Here is a 15,237-nt window from a genome sequence, read left to right on the forward strand (position 1 = left end):
CCCGAAATAGCTGGATCAGCGATCGGGCAGGGTGATGTTCAGCTCCAGGATCGAGCAGCTACCCTGGTTCTCAAGCTCGATATGCACGTCGTCGCTGCCGATGTTCACGTACTTGCGGATCACTTCCAGCAGTTCTTTCTGCAGGGCTGGGAGGTAGTCCGGCTCGCTACGCTGGCCGCGTTCGTGCGCCACGATGATCTGTAGACGCTCTTTCGCTACCGACGCGCTGCTTTGTTTCTGTCTGCCACGAAAGAAGTCAAAAAGGTTCATGGTTTACTTGCCTCCAAACAGGCGCGCGAAGAATCCTTGCTTCTGCACATCGATGAACCGCAGTGGCTTCTCTTTGCCCAGCAGGCGGTCGACAGTGTCGCTGTATGCCTGACCGGCATCGCTCTGGTCATCCAGGATCACTGGAATACCTTGGTTGGAGGCCTTGAGCACGGCTTGGGATTCAGGGATCACACCCTTGAGCTTGATCGCCAGGATCTCTTCGACGTCGGCGATGCTGAGCATTTCGCCCTTTTCGACGCGCTCAGGATGGTAACGGGTGATCAGAAGGTGTTCCTTGATCGGCTCTTCGCCGTTCTCGGAGCGGCGCGACTTGCTCGACAGGATGCCCAGCATGCGGTCGGAGTCACGAACCGAGGAAACTTCCGGGTTGGTCACCACGATGGCTTCGTCGGCGAAGTACATCGCCAAGTGAGCGCCCTTCTCGATGCCGGCTGGGGAGTCGCAGATAACGAAGTCGAAGGACTCCTTGAGCTCCATCAGGACCTTCTCGACGCCTTCCTGGGTCAGGGCGTCCTTGTCGCGGGTCTGGCTGGCAGCCAGCACGAACAGGTTTTCCAGGCGCTTGTCCTTGATCAGGGCTTGCTGCAGGTTGGCTTCGCCGTTGACCACGTTGACGAAGTCATACACTACGCGGCGCTCGCAGCCCATGATCAGGTCGAGGTTACGCAGGCCCACGTCGAAGTCGACGATGACAGTCTTGTAGCCACGCAGTGCGAGGCCGGTACCGATAGCGGCGCTGGTGGTGGTCTTGCCCACACCCCCCTTGCCGGAAGTAACCACGAGAATCTTGGCCAAGGTGTTTCACCCCTAAATAAACGGGACGCGTGTCCCTGCAAATACAAAAAACGGCAACGGGAAAAAAGTTGCGCTAAAAATGCCGGCAAGTATCCGTTAAAGACGGGTGATGTTCAACACATCGCCGGACAGGCTGATCTGCACGCCAGCCCCCCACAGCGGGTCGCGACGCAGGTCTTCGCACACCTTGTACTGACCGGCGATGGAGACCATCTCCGCCGTCATCTGCTGGCAGAAGATACGGGCCCGGGTGTTGCCCTTGATGCCAGCAAGCGCGCGACCGCGCATGGCGCCGTACACATGGATGTTGCCATCGGCGAGAAGTTCCGCGCCGGGGCTGACCGAGGCAGTGACGATCAGGTCGCCGCCTTGGGCGTAGATCTGCTGGCCGCCGCGTACCGGCGTCGTGATGATGCGGGTGGGGCGCACTTCCGGTTCGGCCGGTGGTGGTGGCGGAGCTGGTGCGGGTTCGGGTTTCTTCACCTCGGGCTCCGGCTCCAATGGCCGCTCACGCGCACCGGAGGGCGGCAACACGGGCAGATCGATGGCGATCGCCGCGGCGATGTCCTCGATCCGGCTGGCGCGCACGGCCAGGGTACGCAGGCCATGGTGGCGACAGACGCGCATCAAGCCGGGCAGGTCGATCGTCCCACAGTCGGCCGGCAGCTTGTCCAGGGCCAGTACCAAGGGGGTATTGCTGAAGAAATTGGGGGCCTGGGCCACTTTCGCCGCCAGTTGCCGGTCGAGGGCTTCGAGGTCGTTGCGCGCCAGTTCCAGCACAGTGATGGCAAGCATGCTGCCTTTGAGCTGGAAGACGGGTGCGGTATCGGAGGTCGGGTTGAGGCTCATGGTCTGCATAGACGGCTTGTTGCGAAAAAAGTGCCCTGACTTATAACGATAAGACCCGTTGGCCGCAACCGCAGCCGAACCGATGTAGAATGGCCACCTTTGTCTTGCCGGAAGCTTCAATGGAACGCCCGCGTTTTCGTCCGTATTTTCTTCACCCACGATTTTGGGGCCTTTGGTTGGGCCTTGGCTTGCTGTGGCTGGTCGCCCAGTTGCCATACCGTGCCCTGTTGGCCTTGGGCCGTGCCTTGGGCGCGCTGATGTACCGGGTCGCCGGTGAGCGCCGGCGTATTGCCGCGCGCAACCTGGAGCTGTGTTTTCCGGAGCTGTCGCGCGACGAACGGCAACATCTGCTCAAGGAAAACTTCGCTTCGACCGGCATCGCCTTCTTCGAGATGGCCATGAGCTGGTGGTGGCCCAAGCCGCGTTTGGCACGCCTGGCCCATATCGAGGGCCTTGAGCACCTGCAGGCCGCCCAGCGGGAGGGGCAGGGTGCCATCCTGATGGCTGTGCATTTCACCACTTTGGAGATCGGCGCCGCCCTGCTGGGCCAGGCCCATACCATCGATGGCATGTACCGAGAGCACGGTAACCCGCTGTTCGACTACATCCAGCGCCGTGGTCGCGAGCGCCACAACCTCGATTCGCTGGCGGTGGAGCGCGACGATGTGCGCGGCATGCTCAAGCTGCTGCGCGGCGGCCGCGCCATCTGGTACGCGCCGGACCAGGACTACGGCGCCAAGCAGAGCATCTTCGTGCCGTTGTTCGGCATTCAGGCCGCAACCGTCACGGCGACCACCAAGTTCGCCCGCCTGGGCAAGGCCCGGGTGATCCCTTTCACCCAGAAGCGCCTGGAGGATGGCAGCGGCTATCGTTTGGTCGTTCACCCACCACTGGAGGACTTCCCCGGCGAGACCGAAGAGGCCGATTGCCTGCGTATCAACCAATGGGTCGAAGGTGTGCTGCGGGAATGTCCGGAGCAGTACCTGTGGGCCCACCGGCGTTTCAAGTCGCGTCCGCCGGGAGAGCCGCGGCTTTATGACAAGAAAAAGCGCTGATCGCGAGTGACAACGATGGCGCCACTCCCCACCACAGGCCTGATTCTCTCCGGCGGCGGCGCCCGTGCTGCCTACCAGGTGGGGGTGCTGGCTGGTATCGCCGAGTTGCTGCCGCCGGGCGCGGCCAACCCGTTCCCCGTGATCGTCGGGACCTCGGCTGGCGCCATCAACGCCGTCACCCTGGCCAGCGGGGCTACGCGCTTCACCGAGGCGGTACAGCGGCTGACGACCTTCTGGCAGAACTTTCGCAGCCACCTTGTGCTGCGCAGCGACTGGCCCGGTGTCATCCGCCAGGCCAGCCGCTTCGTCAGCCACAATTTGTTGGGGGTCGGCGGTCAGGTCCCGGTGGCGCTGCTCGACAGCAGCCCCTTGCGGGGCCTGCTGCAATCACATCTGGATCTTGATGGAATCGGCCATTCCCTGGCTGCCGAGCAACTCAGGGCAGTGGCCATCACTGCCTTCGGCTATGAGTCCGGCCAGGCGGTGACGTTCTATCAGGGGCGCGGCACCATCGAGCCCTGGTTGCGCCATCGGCGCATTGGCGTCCCGACTTCCCTGACCATCGAGCACCTGTTGGCGAGCTCGGCGATTCCGTTGCTGTTCGCCCCGGTCAAGCTCGACGAGGAGTACTTCGGCGATGGCGCGGTGCGCCAGTCGGCGCCGATCAGCCCAGCGCTGCATCTTGGCGCCAGCCGGGTGCTGGTGGTAGGGGTCAGTGGCAACCCGCAGCGGCCTTCGGCACCGATGCCAAACCAGCGGGTATTCAGTGGCCAGCAGCCCAGCCTTGCGCAAATCGGCGCGCACATGCTCAACAGCACGTTCATCGACAGCCTCGAGGATGATATCGAGCTGCTCCAACGCCTGAACCACCTCAGCCACCTGCTGCCGGCACACCTCAATGCCCGGCGCCTGGGTCTGGCACCGATCGATGTGTTGGTGGTAGCGCCCAGTCAGCCGCTGGACGAAATCGCAGCGCGCCATCGCCGCGAACTGCCGGCGGCGCTGCGTCTGTTCCTGCGTGGGCCGGGGGCGACCCGTACCAGTGGCGCGGGGGTGTTGAGCTACTTGTTGTTCGAGGCCAGCTATTGCAGTGAACTGATCGAGCTTGGGCGTAAGGATGCTTTGGCCAAGCGGCGGGAACTGTGTCAATTCCTGGGGTTGAATCCGCCTTGATGCCGACGAGGGCCGCGCCCACCAGTTTCCTACGTGTGGGCGCGGGTTTGCCCGCGAAGGGGTGAAGGATCTACTCGGCGATCTGCAGCTTGCGTGCCTGGGTGTATACGTAGCGCACCTTCTCGTACTCGAAAGGTGAGTTCAGCTGCCCGTAGCGGAAGTTGGTGGTGTAGCGCTTGTCCACTGCCCGCAGCACAGTGATTTCCGGGTGATCGCTGCTGGCATCGGCAACATTGAGGAAGTTCGCCTCCCGTTCACCCACATAGTCCACCGCCAGCCCGGCAGTGTCGCGCAGGTTCGACGGCCCCAGGATCGGCAGCATGATGTAAGGCCCGTCAGGCACCCCATAGAACCCAAGGGTCTGGCCGAAGTCTTCGCTCTGGCGCGGCAGGCCCATCTTGGTCGCCGGATCCCACAATCCACCTACGCCTATGAGGGTGTTGAACATCAGACGTGCGGTGATCTCGGCCGAGCGCTTGGCCTTGAGTTGCAACAGACTGTTGAACAGGTTGGGCACATCGCCCAGGTTGTTGAAGAAGTTGCTTACCCCGGTGCGTACGAAGCGTGGAGTGACGTAGCGATAGCCGTCGACCACCGGCAGCATCACCCACTGGTCGAAGCGGTAGTTGAAGTGATACACGCGCCGGTTCATCGACTCCAGCGGGTCATAGACATTCAGCGCGGTCAGGGTGGAGCGTTCGAACTCGCGCTGGTCGAGCCCTGGGTTGAATTTCAGTTCGCGCAGCGGGTCGAGGAAGCCGTCGGGCTCGACGGTCGGGGAGTCGGCCTTGTCGGCTTCCACCACGCTGGTGCGGGGCGCTGTCTCGGCTGCCAGGGCGTTGCCGGCGACGAGCAGGGCGGTGACGAGCAGCAATTTGTTAACCACGGAAGAACTCCAGCATCGCATCGCTGTTGACGCGGTAGTTGAGGTTGCCGCAATGGCCGCCATGAGGGTAGAGCGTCAGGCGATCACCGAACACCTTGCGCAGGAAGCCGATATCGCCAGGGCCGAGGATGACGTCGTCGGCGTTGTGCATCACGGCGATCTTGGGGCTCTCCCGCAGGTAGTCGGCCAGTGCGTAGAGGCTCACCTGGTCGATCAGTTGCAGCACGCTGCCGCCATCGGTGCGGGCTCGCCACATCGGGATCACCTGCTCGGTGATGTAGCACTCGAAATCGCACTGCAGCGCACGCTTGAAGAACGGCGTGAGGCTGCTGCCTTCGGTGATCGGGAATTTCGGCGGAGTGATCAGACCACGGCGGTTGACCAAGTCGGAGGTGAAGGCGATGTCGGCCGCCGAGAAGCGGAACGAGGTGCCGATCAGCATGGCCATCTGCTCGTTGGACAAGTGTTGGCGCGACTTCTGGAAGTCGTAGAGTAGCGCCTCGTTGAGGTCGATGTAGCCCTTCTGCTGGAAGTACAGGGTGAGCTTTTCGAGCATCAGCTCATAGAACGTGGTGCTGCGATCGATGCCTTTGACCCGGGTTTGCACCAGCTTGTCCAGGTTGCTGACCGAGGTGTAGAGGTTGACCGGGGGGTTGAGCAGCAGCACCCGCTTGAAGTTGAAGCTGCGCCGGGTCTCGTCCAGGTGGCTGACGAAGGCTGCGTCGAGGGCTCCGAGGCTGTACCCGGTGAGGTAGAACTCGCTCACCGGCAGGCGCGGGTGTTGGGCACGCACGGCCTGCATGACGCGATACAGATCCTCGGCATCGTCCTTGCTCACGCCCGGCGTGGCAAAGCGCGAGGCAGCGCTCATGAAGTCCCAACTGGTGGGCGAGGACAGTTGCACCACATGGAAGCCCGCCTGGTAGAAGAGCTTTTTGAGGTATTCGTTGATGCTGCTGGAATAGGGCGCGCCGGTGCCGGCGATGAGGAAGATCAGCGGTGCTTCGTGATCCTGGCGGGCCAGACGGTACTTGAGCTTGCGCACGGGCCAGAAGTTGTCCGGCAGCGTGAAGGCTCGCTCCGGTCGCAGGTTGAGGCTGTAGTCGGATTGGCTGATGTCCTCGTCGTTGGGCAGCGTCGGGCGCTGCTCTGGCGGCGTGGTGGCGATGGTGGCCTCGAACGGATTGGTCAGCGGATAGCCATAGCTCGCGGCGTCGATATCCCGCGCCGAGGCGGCTGTGGCCAGGAGCAGGCCGCAGAGCGAGGCGACGAGGCACAAGGGTCGAAGCATGGGATCCCCCAAGAAAGTACGTAAGGCAAATCGCTACCTAGGACCATGATAGGCAGGGCAAAGTTGCCTGCCGCAGTGTTCTTTGTCGTGCCAGATGTTGCCGCGACAGTCTACGGCGCGGCAAACGGTCATCCTTGGAACATAGCCGTCATGCGCGGATTTTGCCTTGCAAGGTAGGCACGGGCGTTTATGCTGGCGTTTGTTTTCAACCCCTTGGAGTTCCCATGGCCCGCTCGTTGCCCATCGCCCTGTTCCTGCTGTTGCTGTCGGCGTGGCTGGCGGCCAGCTATGGAGTGCGTTACGGGCTGATGGAGGATGCCCGCTGGGTCGGGCTGTGCAGCGCGGCGCAGGGGTACTGGCAATGCCAGGCCCGCTCGTTGCTGGGATTGGGCATCCATCATCAGGTGCTGGCCTGGGGCGCGCTGGGTATTTCGCTGCTGGCGCAGTGGGTGCCGGGGCGGGGCGGGTGGGGGCTGGCGGTGCTGGGGCTGTTGTTCGGGATTCCTGCTTTGGTGTTGTATACCGCGAGCATTGCAGTATTCGCGGTGGTGCTGGCGGGGTTGCGGTTGGTTCGGCAGCCTGCGAACTAGACCCGGGATTTTGTTCGTGGGTAAACCCGCTCCCGTACGAATCACCGCGGGCGTTGCGGGAGCGGGTTTACCGTGAAGGCACCTCTTGGTTTTTGCGCAGACTGCGCCACAACGCTGCGACCATCGCCGCGCTGACAACCGCCCAGCCCCACGCCTGGACATTGTTCACTCCTTCTATGAACAACTGCGGTGCGATCCCGGCCCCTACAATGAGCGCCAGCAACGCGATCTCAGCCCTGGGCGCCGCCACGGGGCGCGCCAGGTAGACCACTGCCGGCAGCACCAGTGCCGCCGTTGGGAAGCTGCGATAACGCGGGTCGAACACCATCGCCAGCATGCTCACCGCCGCCGCGAAACCCGCCGCCAGCAGCCACCATCGGGCGTGACGTTCCAGCCAGGCGAACAGACGCTCGCGCCAGCCGCCGCGAGCGGCCAGTGCCAGCGCGCCATGGGCCAGCACTACCAGGTTGAGCCCGGCCAGCCATCCTGCCCACACCCACTCGCCGGTGAAGCGTGCGTTCGTGCGCACCAGCTCGCCCCACAACCCCAGGCTTGCCGCGCCCAGCGCGGCCAGCAGCGGCAGCAGCGTGGCCGCGTGCCGATTGCCAGGTCGTCCAGCCAGCAGCAAGGTGGCCGCAAACAGCAGCACACCTGCCAGCCACCACTGCGGCCAGTACGGCAGGTTGCTCACCGGTCCTTCGAGCACGCCCTTATCCTGACGGTCGGCGTCGTACAGCCCCCAGTAACCGCCAACTGCTCCCTCGCTGGCGCGCTTCCAGGGCTGGTCAAAGGCTTCGATCAGGTTGTAGCGCCAACCGTTGGCTTCGGCCAATGCAACGAAACCACGGATGAAGCGTGCTTCGTTGGCTCGGCTTGGTGTGGCGGTTTCACGCTGGCGCCCTTCGCTGGGCCAGCCGGTCTCGCCGATGAGAATGTCCTTGGGGGCAAAGCGTGCGCCGAACTGTCGGCGCACATCGGCCACATGGGCCAAGGCATCGTCGATGCCGCGGGGGTCGTCCTCCCAGTAGGGCAGCAGGTGGATGGTGAGAAAATCCACCTCCGGTGCTATCTGCGGATGCTGCAGCCAGAATTCCCAGACGTCGGCATAGGTCACCGGTACCTTCACCTGGCTTTTGACCCGAGCGATCAAGCCAGCCAGGTGGTCGCCGGTCACTTCCTTGCGCAGTAATGCCTCGTTACCAACGATCACGGCGCTGACCACATCCGGATTGGCGTTGGCCGAGGCAATCAGCGCGTCGACTTCCTTATCGGTGTCCACCGGGTTGGCATTGACCCAGGCGCCAAGCATCACCTTCAGCCCATGTTTGCGCGCCAGGCCCGGAATCGCCTCGAGACCGGTCATCGAGTAGGTGCGGATGCACTCAAATCGCTCGGCCAGCAGCGCAAGGTCCGCGTCCATGCGGGCCGGACGCAAGCGGAAGGGTTGGTCGAACGGCGACTGGTCCTTGTCGAACGGCGTATAGGAGGCGCACTGCAATTTGTGCGTAGGGCTGGCCGCATCGGGCAGGTGCACAGGCTTGCCAAGCCCGTACCAGAGCGACCCGAGCCCGATCAGGGCGAACAAGCAGGCGATCAGGTAGAGGGGCAGAAGGCGTGTGCTGCTGGGCATCGGGCGGTCCGTCGTCAGGTGCAAAGGGCTAGATGATAGCCGCAAACGCTCTAGATCAAGCATTCACCATGCAAGGATCACGCAGGGCGCATGATGGCTCAGTGATTGATGGCGATTTGCTGTCGTTTATCGGTCGGTAAAGGTCGTGCTCAGAGCAGGTCGGCTATGGTGTGAGGATGATGATGCAACTTCCGAGACCTGACGAGGGGATGCTTTGATGGCTACGTTTACAAAAATGCGACGTTTCCTGGGTGTGGGGACAGCCCTGGTTTTGGCCGTGAGCGCTGCACAGGCAATGGCCAAAGAAGTAAGCATAGGTTACGTGGATGGTTGGTCCGACAGTGTGGCAACCACCTATGTGGCCGCCGAAGTGATCAAGCAGAAACTCGGTTATGACGTGGACCTCAAGCCCGTCGCCACCGGCATCATGTGGCAGGGTGTGGCCACCGGTAAGCTCGACGCCATGCTGTCGGCCTGGCTGCCGGTCACCCATGGGGAATACTGGGGCAAGAACAAGGACAAGGTGGTCGACTACGGCCCTAATTTCAAGGATGCCAAGATCGGCCTGATCGTGCCGGAGTACGTCAAGGCTGCCAGCATTGCCGACCTCAAGACCGATGAAAGCTTCAAGCACAAGATCGTTGGCATCGACGCCGGTTCCGGCGTGATGCTCAAGACCGACCAGGCCATCAAGGACTACGCCCTGGACGGTTACAAACTGCAGGCCAGCTCCGGCGCGGCGATGACTGCCGAACTGGGCCGCGCCTACGCCAAGCAGCAATCCATTGCCGTGACCGGCTGGGTGCCGCACTGGATGTTCGCCAAATGGAAACTCAAGTTCCTTGAAGATCCGAAAGGTGTGTACGGTGCCGCCGAAACCGTCAACAGCATCGGCAGCAAGGAACTGGCGACCAAGGCGCCAGAAGTGGCCGAGTTCCTGAAGAACTTCCACTGGCAGTCCAAGGATGAGATCGGCGAGGTCATGCTGGCCATCCAGGAAGGTGCCAAGCCCGATGCCGCGGCCAAGGATTGGGTTGCCAAGCACCCAGAGCGCGTGAAGGAGTGGACCGGCAAGTAATCAGACTCTGTAGTCGACTCTGCTGTTTTCGCGGGTAAACCCGCTCCTACAGGTATTGCACAGGCCTGTATGAGCGGGTTTACCCGCGAATTTGTTACGCAATCTGTAAAACACCGTTGCATCTAAGACTAAGGTCGTCTGGTTGGTGTCCATCGGCAGAATAAAGTAAGGGCGGGTTCTCCCTTATTTGCGTTGCTGCTAGGACAAAAACAATGAACGACAGCATCTACCAATCGATACAGAACAGTCCGCGCTTCAAGGAACTGGTCACCAAGCGCGAGCGTTTCGCCTGGATTCTTTCGGCGATCATGCTCGGTCTCTACTGCGGCTTCATCCTCCTCATCGCCTATGGCCCGCAGATCCTGGGCTCCAAACTCAGCCCTGACTCGTCGATCACCTGGGGCATTCCCTTGGGCGTCGGCCTGATCGTTGCGGCATTTGTCCTGACCGCTATCTACGTGCGTCGCGCCAATGGCGAATTCGATGAGCTGAACAAAGAGATCCTCAAGGAGGCGCAACAATGATCCGCCAAGCCAAAGCCCTGGCCGTCCTGGCATGCGGCGCTTTCGCACCCGCCGTGTGGGCCGCCGATGCCCTGACCGGCGAGGTGCACAAGCAGCCGCTCAACGTCTCGGCGATCGCGATGTTCGTCGCCTTCGTCGCCTTTACCCTGGGTATTACCTACTGGGCCTCCAAGCGCAACAAGTCGGCCTCGGACTACTATGCCGCGGGCGGTCGCATCACGGGCTTCCAGAACGGCCTGGCGATTGCCGGTGACTACATGTCGGCAGCCTCCTTCCTGGGGATTTCCGCGCTGGTGTTCACCTCCGGCTATGACGGCCTGATCTACTCGATCGGCTTTTTGGTCGGCTGGCCGATCATCCTGTTCCTGATTGCCGAACGCCTACGCAACCTGGGCAAGTACACCTTCGCCGACGTGGCTTCCTATCGCCTCGGGCAGAAGGAAATCCGCACGCTGTCGGCTTCCGGTTCTCTGGTGGTCGTGGCGTTCTACCTGATCGCCCAGATGGTCGGTGCCGGTAAGCTGATCCAGCTACTGTTCGGCCTGGACTACCACGTCGCGGTGATTCTGGTGGGTATCCTGATGTGCCTGTATGTGCTGTTCGGCGGCATGCTGGCCACTACCTGGGTACAGATCATCAAGGCCGTGCTGCTGCTCTCCGGCGCAAGCTTCATGGCGCTGATGGTGATGAAGCACGTAGGCTTTGACTTCAATACCCTGTTCTCCGAGGCGATCAAGGTCCACGCCAAGGGCGAGGCGATCATGAGCCCGGGCGGCCTGGTCAAGGACCCGATTTCGGCGTTCTCCCTGGGTCTGGCGCTGATGTTCGGCACTGCCGGCCTGCCGCACATCCTGATGCGCTTCTTCACCGTCAGCGACGCCAAGGAAGCGCGCAAGAGCGTGCTCTACGCCACCGGTTTCATCGGTTACTTCTACATCCTGACCTTCATCATCGGCTTCGGCGCGATCCTGCTGGTGAGCACCAACCCGGACTTCAAGGACGCTGCTGGCGCCCTGATCGGCGGCAACAACATGGCGGCGGTGCACCTGGCCAATGCCGTGGGCGGCAGCGTGTTCCTGGGCTTCATCTCCGCAGTGGCCTTCGCCACCATCCTGGCGGTAGTGGCGGGTCTGACCTTGGCCGGCGCCTCGGCGGTGTCCCATGACCTGTACGCCAGCGTATGGCGCAAGGGCAAGGCCAACGACAAGGACGAGATCCGTGTGTCGAAGATCACCACCATCGCCCTGGGCGTACTGGCGATCGGCCTGGGCATCCTGTTCGAGAACCAGAACATCGCCTTCATGGTGGGCCTGGCCTTCTCCATCGCCGCCAGCTGCAACTTCCCTGTGTTGCTGCTCTCGATGTACTGGAAGAAGCTGACCACCCGCGGCGCCATGATCGGTGGTTGGATGGGCCTGGTCAGCGCGGTCGGCTTGATGATCCTTGGCCCAACCATCTGGGTGCAAATCCTCGGCCATGAAAAAGCCATCTACCCGTACGAGTACCCGGCGCTGTTCTCCATGCTCATCGCCTTTGCCGGTATTTGGTTCTTCTCGGTGACCGACAAGTCCAAGGCTGCCGAAGACGAGCGCGCGCTGTTCTTCCCGCAGTTCGTCCGTTCGCAGACCGGTCTGGGGGCCAGTGGCGCGGTTTCCCACTAAGGTCTTGCTTCTGCCAATGACGCCCCGCCAGTCGGGGCGTTTTTATTGGCTATGAGAAATTTCGCAATCCCATAGGACGTTTCGCAGTTTCATTGGGACCAGTCTCGTTAAAAAGGTAAGCCAGATTGCCCACACTTCCCGCTTCGACCCCGTACTCGCACTGATTGACGCTGCTGACATACCCGTGAATGAAGCGGTCGATTCCGGCGGATGCGATCCGACAACTCACCAGGGTACCCAGCGCGTCGATGACGGGCTCACCAAAGGTGCGATAGCAGCCAATGCAGGCGCCATCCAATTGCGCCGGAACGTGATTTCCCATTCAAAGGGCTCCGGCCCGGCAAGACTTGTCTCTTCCGGCAATGGCAGATCCAGGAAATGAAAGCGTTGCGCGAACTGCGCGAAGTCCAGCATCAGGCTATGGGTCGGCGCGGTCCGCGCCTGCTTGTGCAACAACAGCTCGTCTTGCTCGAATCCCACGTGTCGAAGGCGCTGCACTGGCAAATCGAAGCGCTTGCCAGCGTGACGCACCGTGATGTGCTGGACATGCGCGCACAACTGGGCCAGCAGGGTATGCACCAGTTCTTCGCTGCCCTCCAGCCAAACGCGCAGATGGTTTTCGCGGATGACACTCCCTGGCCAGGGTTGCACTGACAAACGCAACTGCCACGTATCATCCAGGTGTGACTGCGCAAGGCACGCGTCATCGACTCGGGCCGGCCAGATCCGCAAGGGGTAATGGGTCAGGAACCGACAGGTCTGCCCGTCGATGGGATTGCTCTGCAGCTCGAACCCTGCCGGGATGTTCCGCACCTGGGTCATGCCCCCTTGCTGGACATCCGGCTGAAACTGCACGATGCACGACGAGGGAAAGGATCTGAGCAGTTGTGGCGCAAGGTTTTGCATCACGCCGTTGGCGATTTCAGGGACATCCTCGTCCAGCCGCTGGTGCAGTTGCGCGGTCAACAGCGCGAACGACTCCATCAGCCGTGCGGTATGCGGGTCGTCGAAATTGCCTTTTGACATACCCAATGCCTGGGCGACACCCGGAAACCGTCGGGAAAAATACTTTCCCTGCTGCGCGAGCAACTGCAGCTCCTGGCGGAAATAGGACATCAAGTTACGCATAGAGTCTCTTCGTCTAGTCGGACACCTCCCAAACGTAATAGGAAACATCCGCTTGGCGTGTCAGACGAAACCTACATCCAGGCATCAGTCATGCAACGGGCTTCAATGTGTAAAAGCGCCCCATGAGGGCCTTTGCCTGGTGCACGCGATCAGGACTGACCATGGCCTCTCGAGTGAATTGACGAGAAGGCCCGCTGAGGAGGTATTCCAGCGGTGGGACGTGTTCTCGACCTCCTTGATAGCCTGTCCGAGCGGTAAAGCTGGAAGGCAACAGGCGCCACTCGGAACGTTTGCCGCGATTGGATTGATATTGGAGGTCCCGCCTGAAAATATCTTGGGTACTTTCAGGGGGGATGTGTACTTTCCCACCCATGAAACGGGTGAGAAGAATAAGTTTGCCCGATCCGTATTGTCTGGGCGTTCGGCCTATAAAGACAAGCCGTTGGGGCGACGCGTTTATATAAAAGGCGGCTACAATCGTATCGAGACGCCTGAGTGGGTGGCGTCGAAGATTTATATATACAGTGAAGTTCTCGTCGTGGGCAGGCCGGGATTCAAGTTGCACTACGCAATGACCAAGCCCATCAAGGTCGTCGGTATTCTCCACCATCAGAATTGCGAGTTGTCTTTGCGTGACCTGCCTTGGGAAAGGGTTGCGTTGCTGCGAAGGTTGTGTGAGTTAAATCCGACGTTGCCGCTTAGTGTTGTTTAAGACTGTCGAGACGTGATCAATCGCCGATCAATCGAAGTGGCGAATGGTCGAATATTATCTGTTTGAACAAAATCTGAAAGTGAGAGACTCATGACTGATTTGAAGTCCAAGTTGGCAACTGCTACGTCGTCTTTGCTGCGGCGGCGACCCGCCAACACCAAGGTCAATATGCATGGCAAGGCATGCACGCCAAAATATTCCCTCGACCCCAAATTGGAACAGCGATTGACAACGTGGGAAGACTTGGATGATCGCGACCTTTTCTTGGCACATCCCGTGACGCTGGAGTGTTTCTTGAGCAGTGATCTGAGTCGGCGAACAGCGGAGGATGTTATCGAGGAGTGCGATGTGTTTTCCACCTCATTGGCTTCGTATGGCAACCCTGCCTCGGTACCGTGGACTCGCGGGGTTGGCCTGATTCTGGACATAAATCCTCAAAATATTCTCGGGACGTTTACTCGGCCTGTCGGGCTGCCGTTTCATGGACGGACCTCTAAGTATCAGTTGGCCCACAGCATAGAGGCGGGTATTAGCCAGAGCGGAAAGATAATCAAAGGCGGGTATCGCAAAATTATGACACCGGAGGAGCTGCTCAAGTACAAAAATGTTGGCAATGAAGTACTGGTCATTGGTCGGCCCAACACGCATGTGCATTTTGCCCAGACGCGCAAAATCAACGTAAAGGGTGTGGTAATTGTCAATCGGAACGATAGTGAAAAACTGCGTGAAGATTTTAATTTGATTAGGCTGCTGCGAGTGCAGAATCCAGGCCTTGAAGTCTATTCCATGTAAGACCTTGTTGAGGAATTGTAGAGGTGCGGTGCGTTCATACATGCTGACGTGCCATCATATACGAACGGGCACTTGAACTATCGATGGGCAGGTTGAGCGACGCGGGGCGGCTGCACCCCAAATACTCTTATGATAAAAGTGTCGAGCACGCCCTGGGACAATGGGAGCGACTGGCGGAGCAGAACAGATTTCTCGTGCATGCTTTCGACCTGGATAAGTTCGAAAGAGGCGACCTTTCAAAGAGACGGGCCGAAGACGTTTTCAAGTCGTGGGATGTCTTCTCCACCAGTCTGGTGGAATCCCTGCGGGTCTTCAGGTACAGACGCCGCTATAACAATACAGGATCAGCCATTCCAACCCAGCTGTTCGGCGAGCTGGGTTTCATTCTGGAAGTGCCGCCGCAAAATATTCTGGGAACCTTCCCGGAAGATGTCATGTTTCCGACGCACCTACCCAGTAAGGATTTTAAGTTTGCCGATGCAATACTCAACGGTGTCTCCAAGCTATTTTCGCAAAGGCTGGTGGAGAAATATAATAAGGTCGTTCCGCCAAGCGACATCATTGGGCGAACGGCGTTTCATAATGAAGTGCTGGTCGTCGGCAAACCTAATGTGAATATATATTGCACGATGACGCAACCGATCAGGGTGCGCGGTATTCTTTATGCGCCTAAATTCGAGGTTGCGGAAAATAATCGGGACCGATCGAGTTTCGAACGGTTGGATTTTATAAGTCGCCTTCGTCAGTTGAATCCAGGGCTTGGTGTTGTACAGGTCTAAGGC

Annotated in this window: 15 protein-coding genes; 8 read left to right on the forward strand and 7 right to left on the reverse strand. The window is 60.3% G+C overall.

The window, feature by feature from the left end:
- Positions 1-15 precede the first annotated feature (15 nt).
- The 3 genes from minE to minC form a co-directional block, all read right to left on the reverse strand.
- On the reverse strand, positions 16-270 hold the full coding sequence (minE, locus tag BLS27_RS05770) for a cell division topological specificity factor MinE (RefSeq protein ID WP_043206650.1): 255 nt from the start codon (positions 268-270) through the stop codon (positions 16-18).
- A 3-nt stretch (positions 271-273) separates the two neighbouring features.
- Positions 274-1,086 (reverse strand): septum site-determining protein MinD, encoded by an 813-nt coding sequence (gene minD / locus BLS27_RS05775; protein ID WP_043206649.1) that lies wholly within the window; start codon positions 1,084-1,086, stop codon positions 274-276.
- A gap of 96 nt (positions 1,087-1,182) precedes the next feature.
- The gene (minC, locus tag BLS27_RS05780; RefSeq protein WP_043206647.1) at positions 1,183-1,944 is read right to left on the reverse strand and encodes a septum site-determining protein MinC; all 762 of its coding nucleotides are present in this window, start codon (positions 1,942-1,944) and stop codon (positions 1,183-1,185) included.
- A gap of 110 nt (positions 1,945-2,054) precedes the next feature.
- On the opposite strand from minC, the gene BLS27_RS05785 reads away from it, so the two are divergent.
- Together BLS27_RS05785 and BLS27_RS05790 are read left to right on the forward strand one after the other, a co-directional pair.
- Positions 2,055-2,990 carry a lipid A biosynthesis lauroyl acyltransferase gene (locus BLS27_RS05785; protein ID WP_043206646.1) on the forward strand — a complete coding sequence of 312 codons (936 nt, stop codon included), beginning with the start codon at positions 2,055-2,057 and terminating at the stop codon, positions 2,988-2,990.
- 15 nt (positions 2,991-3,005) lie between these two features.
- On the forward strand, positions 3,006-4,163 hold the full coding sequence (locus BLS27_RS05790) for a patatin-like phospholipase family protein (RefSeq protein ID WP_043206644.1): 1,158 nt from the start codon (positions 3,006-3,008) through the stop codon (positions 4,161-4,163).
- Between the two features lie 70 nt (positions 4,164-4,233).
- On the opposite strand, the gene BLS27_RS05795 is transcribed toward BLS27_RS05790, so the two are convergent.
- Together BLS27_RS05795 and BLS27_RS05800 are read right to left on the reverse strand one after the other, a co-directional pair.
- Positions 4,234-4,968 carry an MlaA family lipoprotein gene (locus BLS27_RS05795; protein ID WP_371906668.1) on the reverse strand — a complete coding sequence of 245 codons (735 nt, stop codon included), beginning with the start codon at positions 4,966-4,968 and terminating at the stop codon, positions 4,234-4,236.
- A 73-nt stretch (positions 4,969-5,041) separates the two neighbouring features.
- Positions 5,042-6,340, reverse strand: a complete 1,299-nt coding sequence (locus tag BLS27_RS05800; RefSeq protein ID WP_043206642.1) for an alpha/beta fold hydrolase family protein — start codon at positions 6,338-6,340, stop codon at positions 5,042-5,044.
- Positions 6,341-6,564: 224 nt separating this feature from the next.
- Between BLS27_RS05800 and BLS27_RS05805 the strand changes: the two genes are divergently transcribed.
- Positions 6,565-6,930, forward strand: coding sequence for a hypothetical protein (locus tag BLS27_RS05805; protein ID WP_043206640.1), 366 nt, complete (start codon positions 6,565-6,567; stop codon positions 6,928-6,930).
- A 67-nt stretch (positions 6,931-6,997) separates the two neighbouring features.
- On the opposite strand, the gene BLS27_RS05810 is transcribed toward BLS27_RS05805, so the two are convergent.
- The gene (locus BLS27_RS05810; RefSeq protein WP_090343641.1) at positions 6,998-8,560 is read right to left on the reverse strand and encodes a glycoside hydrolase family 17 protein; all 1,563 of its coding nucleotides are present in this window, start codon (positions 8,558-8,560) and stop codon (positions 6,998-7,000) included.
- Positions 8,561-8,777: 217 nt separating this feature from the next.
- Here BLS27_RS05810 and BLS27_RS05815 point away from each other — a divergent pair, with 217 nt between their 5' ends.
- From BLS27_RS05815 to BLS27_RS05825, 3 genes are all read left to right on the forward strand, one after another.
- Entirely contained in the window at positions 8,778-9,638 is an 861-nt protein-coding gene (locus tag BLS27_RS05815) for a glycine betaine ABC transporter substrate-binding protein (protein ID WP_043206638.1), read from the forward strand.
- Between the two features lie 212 nt (positions 9,639-9,850).
- Positions 9,851-10,162 (forward strand): DUF485 domain-containing protein, encoded by a 312-nt coding sequence (locus BLS27_RS05820; protein ID WP_043206637.1) that lies wholly within the window; start codon positions 9,851-9,853, stop codon positions 10,160-10,162.
- Positions 10,159-11,823: a cation acetate symporter gene (locus BLS27_RS05825; protein WP_043206636.1), complete on the forward strand. Its 1,665-nt coding sequence runs from the start codon at positions 10,159-10,161 to the stop codon at positions 11,821-11,823. Before BLS27_RS05820 ends, BLS27_RS05825 begins: the two co-directional genes overlap by 4 nt.
- A 225-nt stretch (positions 11,824-12,048) precedes the next feature.
- Here the strand turns inward: BLS27_RS05825 and BLS27_RS05830 are convergent, their stop codons facing one another.
- Complete coding sequence (locus BLS27_RS05830) at positions 12,049-12,999, reverse strand: type VI secretion system baseplate subunit TssF (protein ID WP_090343643.1); 951 nt, start codon at positions 12,997-12,999, stop codon at positions 12,049-12,051.
- Positions 13,000-13,753: 754 nt separating this feature from the next.
- Between BLS27_RS05830 and BLS27_RS05840 the strand changes: the two genes are divergently transcribed.
- Together BLS27_RS05840 and BLS27_RS05845 are read left to right on the forward strand one after the other, a co-directional pair.
- Positions 13,754-14,455 (forward strand): hypothetical protein, encoded by a 702-nt coding sequence (locus tag BLS27_RS05840; RefSeq protein ID WP_052352329.1) that lies wholly within the window; start codon positions 13,754-13,756, stop codon positions 14,453-14,455.
- Positions 14,456-14,538: 83 nt separating this feature from the next.
- Positions 14,539-15,234 carry a hypothetical protein gene (locus BLS27_RS05845; protein WP_090343646.1) on the forward strand — a complete coding sequence of 232 codons (696 nt, stop codon included), beginning with the start codon at positions 14,539-14,541 and terminating at the stop codon, positions 15,232-15,234.
- Positions 15,235-15,237: the final 3 nt, after the last annotated feature.

It is taken from the genome of Pseudomonas guariconensis, assembly GCF_900102675.1.
GTDB classification, from domain to species: domain Bacteria; phylum Pseudomonadota; class Gammaproteobacteria; order Pseudomonadales; family Pseudomonadaceae; genus Aquipseudomonas; species Aquipseudomonas guariconensis.

Bases quoted from the DNA above. Each gene is read 5' to 3' on its own strand.
- minE (WP_043206650.1), bottom strand. From the start codon at position 270: ATGAACCTTTTTGACTTCTTTCGTGGCAGACAGAAACAAAGCAGCGCG.
- BLS27_RS05815 (WP_043206638.1), top strand. From the start codon at position 8,778: ATGGCTACGTTTACAAAAATGCGACGTTTCCTGGGTGTGGGGACAGCC.
- BLS27_RS05800 (WP_043206642.1), bottom strand. From the start codon at position 6,340: ATGCTTCGACCCTTGTGCCTCGTCGCCTCGCTCTGCGGCCTGCTCCTG.
- BLS27_RS05840 (WP_052352329.1), top strand. From the start codon at position 13,754: ATGACTGATTTGAAGTCCAAGTTGGCAACTGCTACGTCGTCTTTGCTG.
- BLS27_RS05790 (WP_043206644.1), top strand. From the start codon at position 3,006: ATGGCGCCACTCCCCACCACAGGCCTGATTCTCTCCGGCGGCGGCGCC.
- BLS27_RS05805 (WP_043206640.1), top strand. From the start codon at position 6,565: ATGGCCCGCTCGTTGCCCATCGCCCTGTTCCTGCTGTTGCTGTCGGCG.
- minC (WP_043206647.1), bottom strand. From the start codon at position 1,944: ATGCAGACCATGAGCCTCAACCCGACCTCCGATACCGCACCCGTCTTC.
- BLS27_RS05825 (WP_043206636.1), top strand. From the start codon at position 10,159: ATGATCCGCCAAGCCAAAGCCCTGGCCGTCCTGGCATGCGGCGCTTTC.
- BLS27_RS05785 (WP_043206646.1), top strand. From the start codon at position 2,055: ATGGAACGCCCGCGTTTTCGTCCGTATTTTCTTCACCCACGATTTTGG.
- BLS27_RS05810 (WP_090343641.1), bottom strand. From the start codon at position 8,560: ATGCCCAGCAGCACACGCCTTCTGCCCCTCTACCTGATCGCCTGCTTG.
- BLS27_RS05820 (WP_043206637.1), top strand. From the start codon at position 9,851: ATGAACGACAGCATCTACCAATCGATACAGAACAGTCCGCGCTTCAAG.
- BLS27_RS05845 (WP_090343646.1), top strand. From the start codon at position 14,539: ATGGGCAGGTTGAGCGACGCGGGGCGGCTGCACCCCAAATACTCTTAT.
- BLS27_RS05830 (WP_090343643.1), bottom strand. From the start codon at position 12,999: ATGTTTCCTATTACGTTTGGGAGGTGTCCGACTAGACGAAGAGACTCT.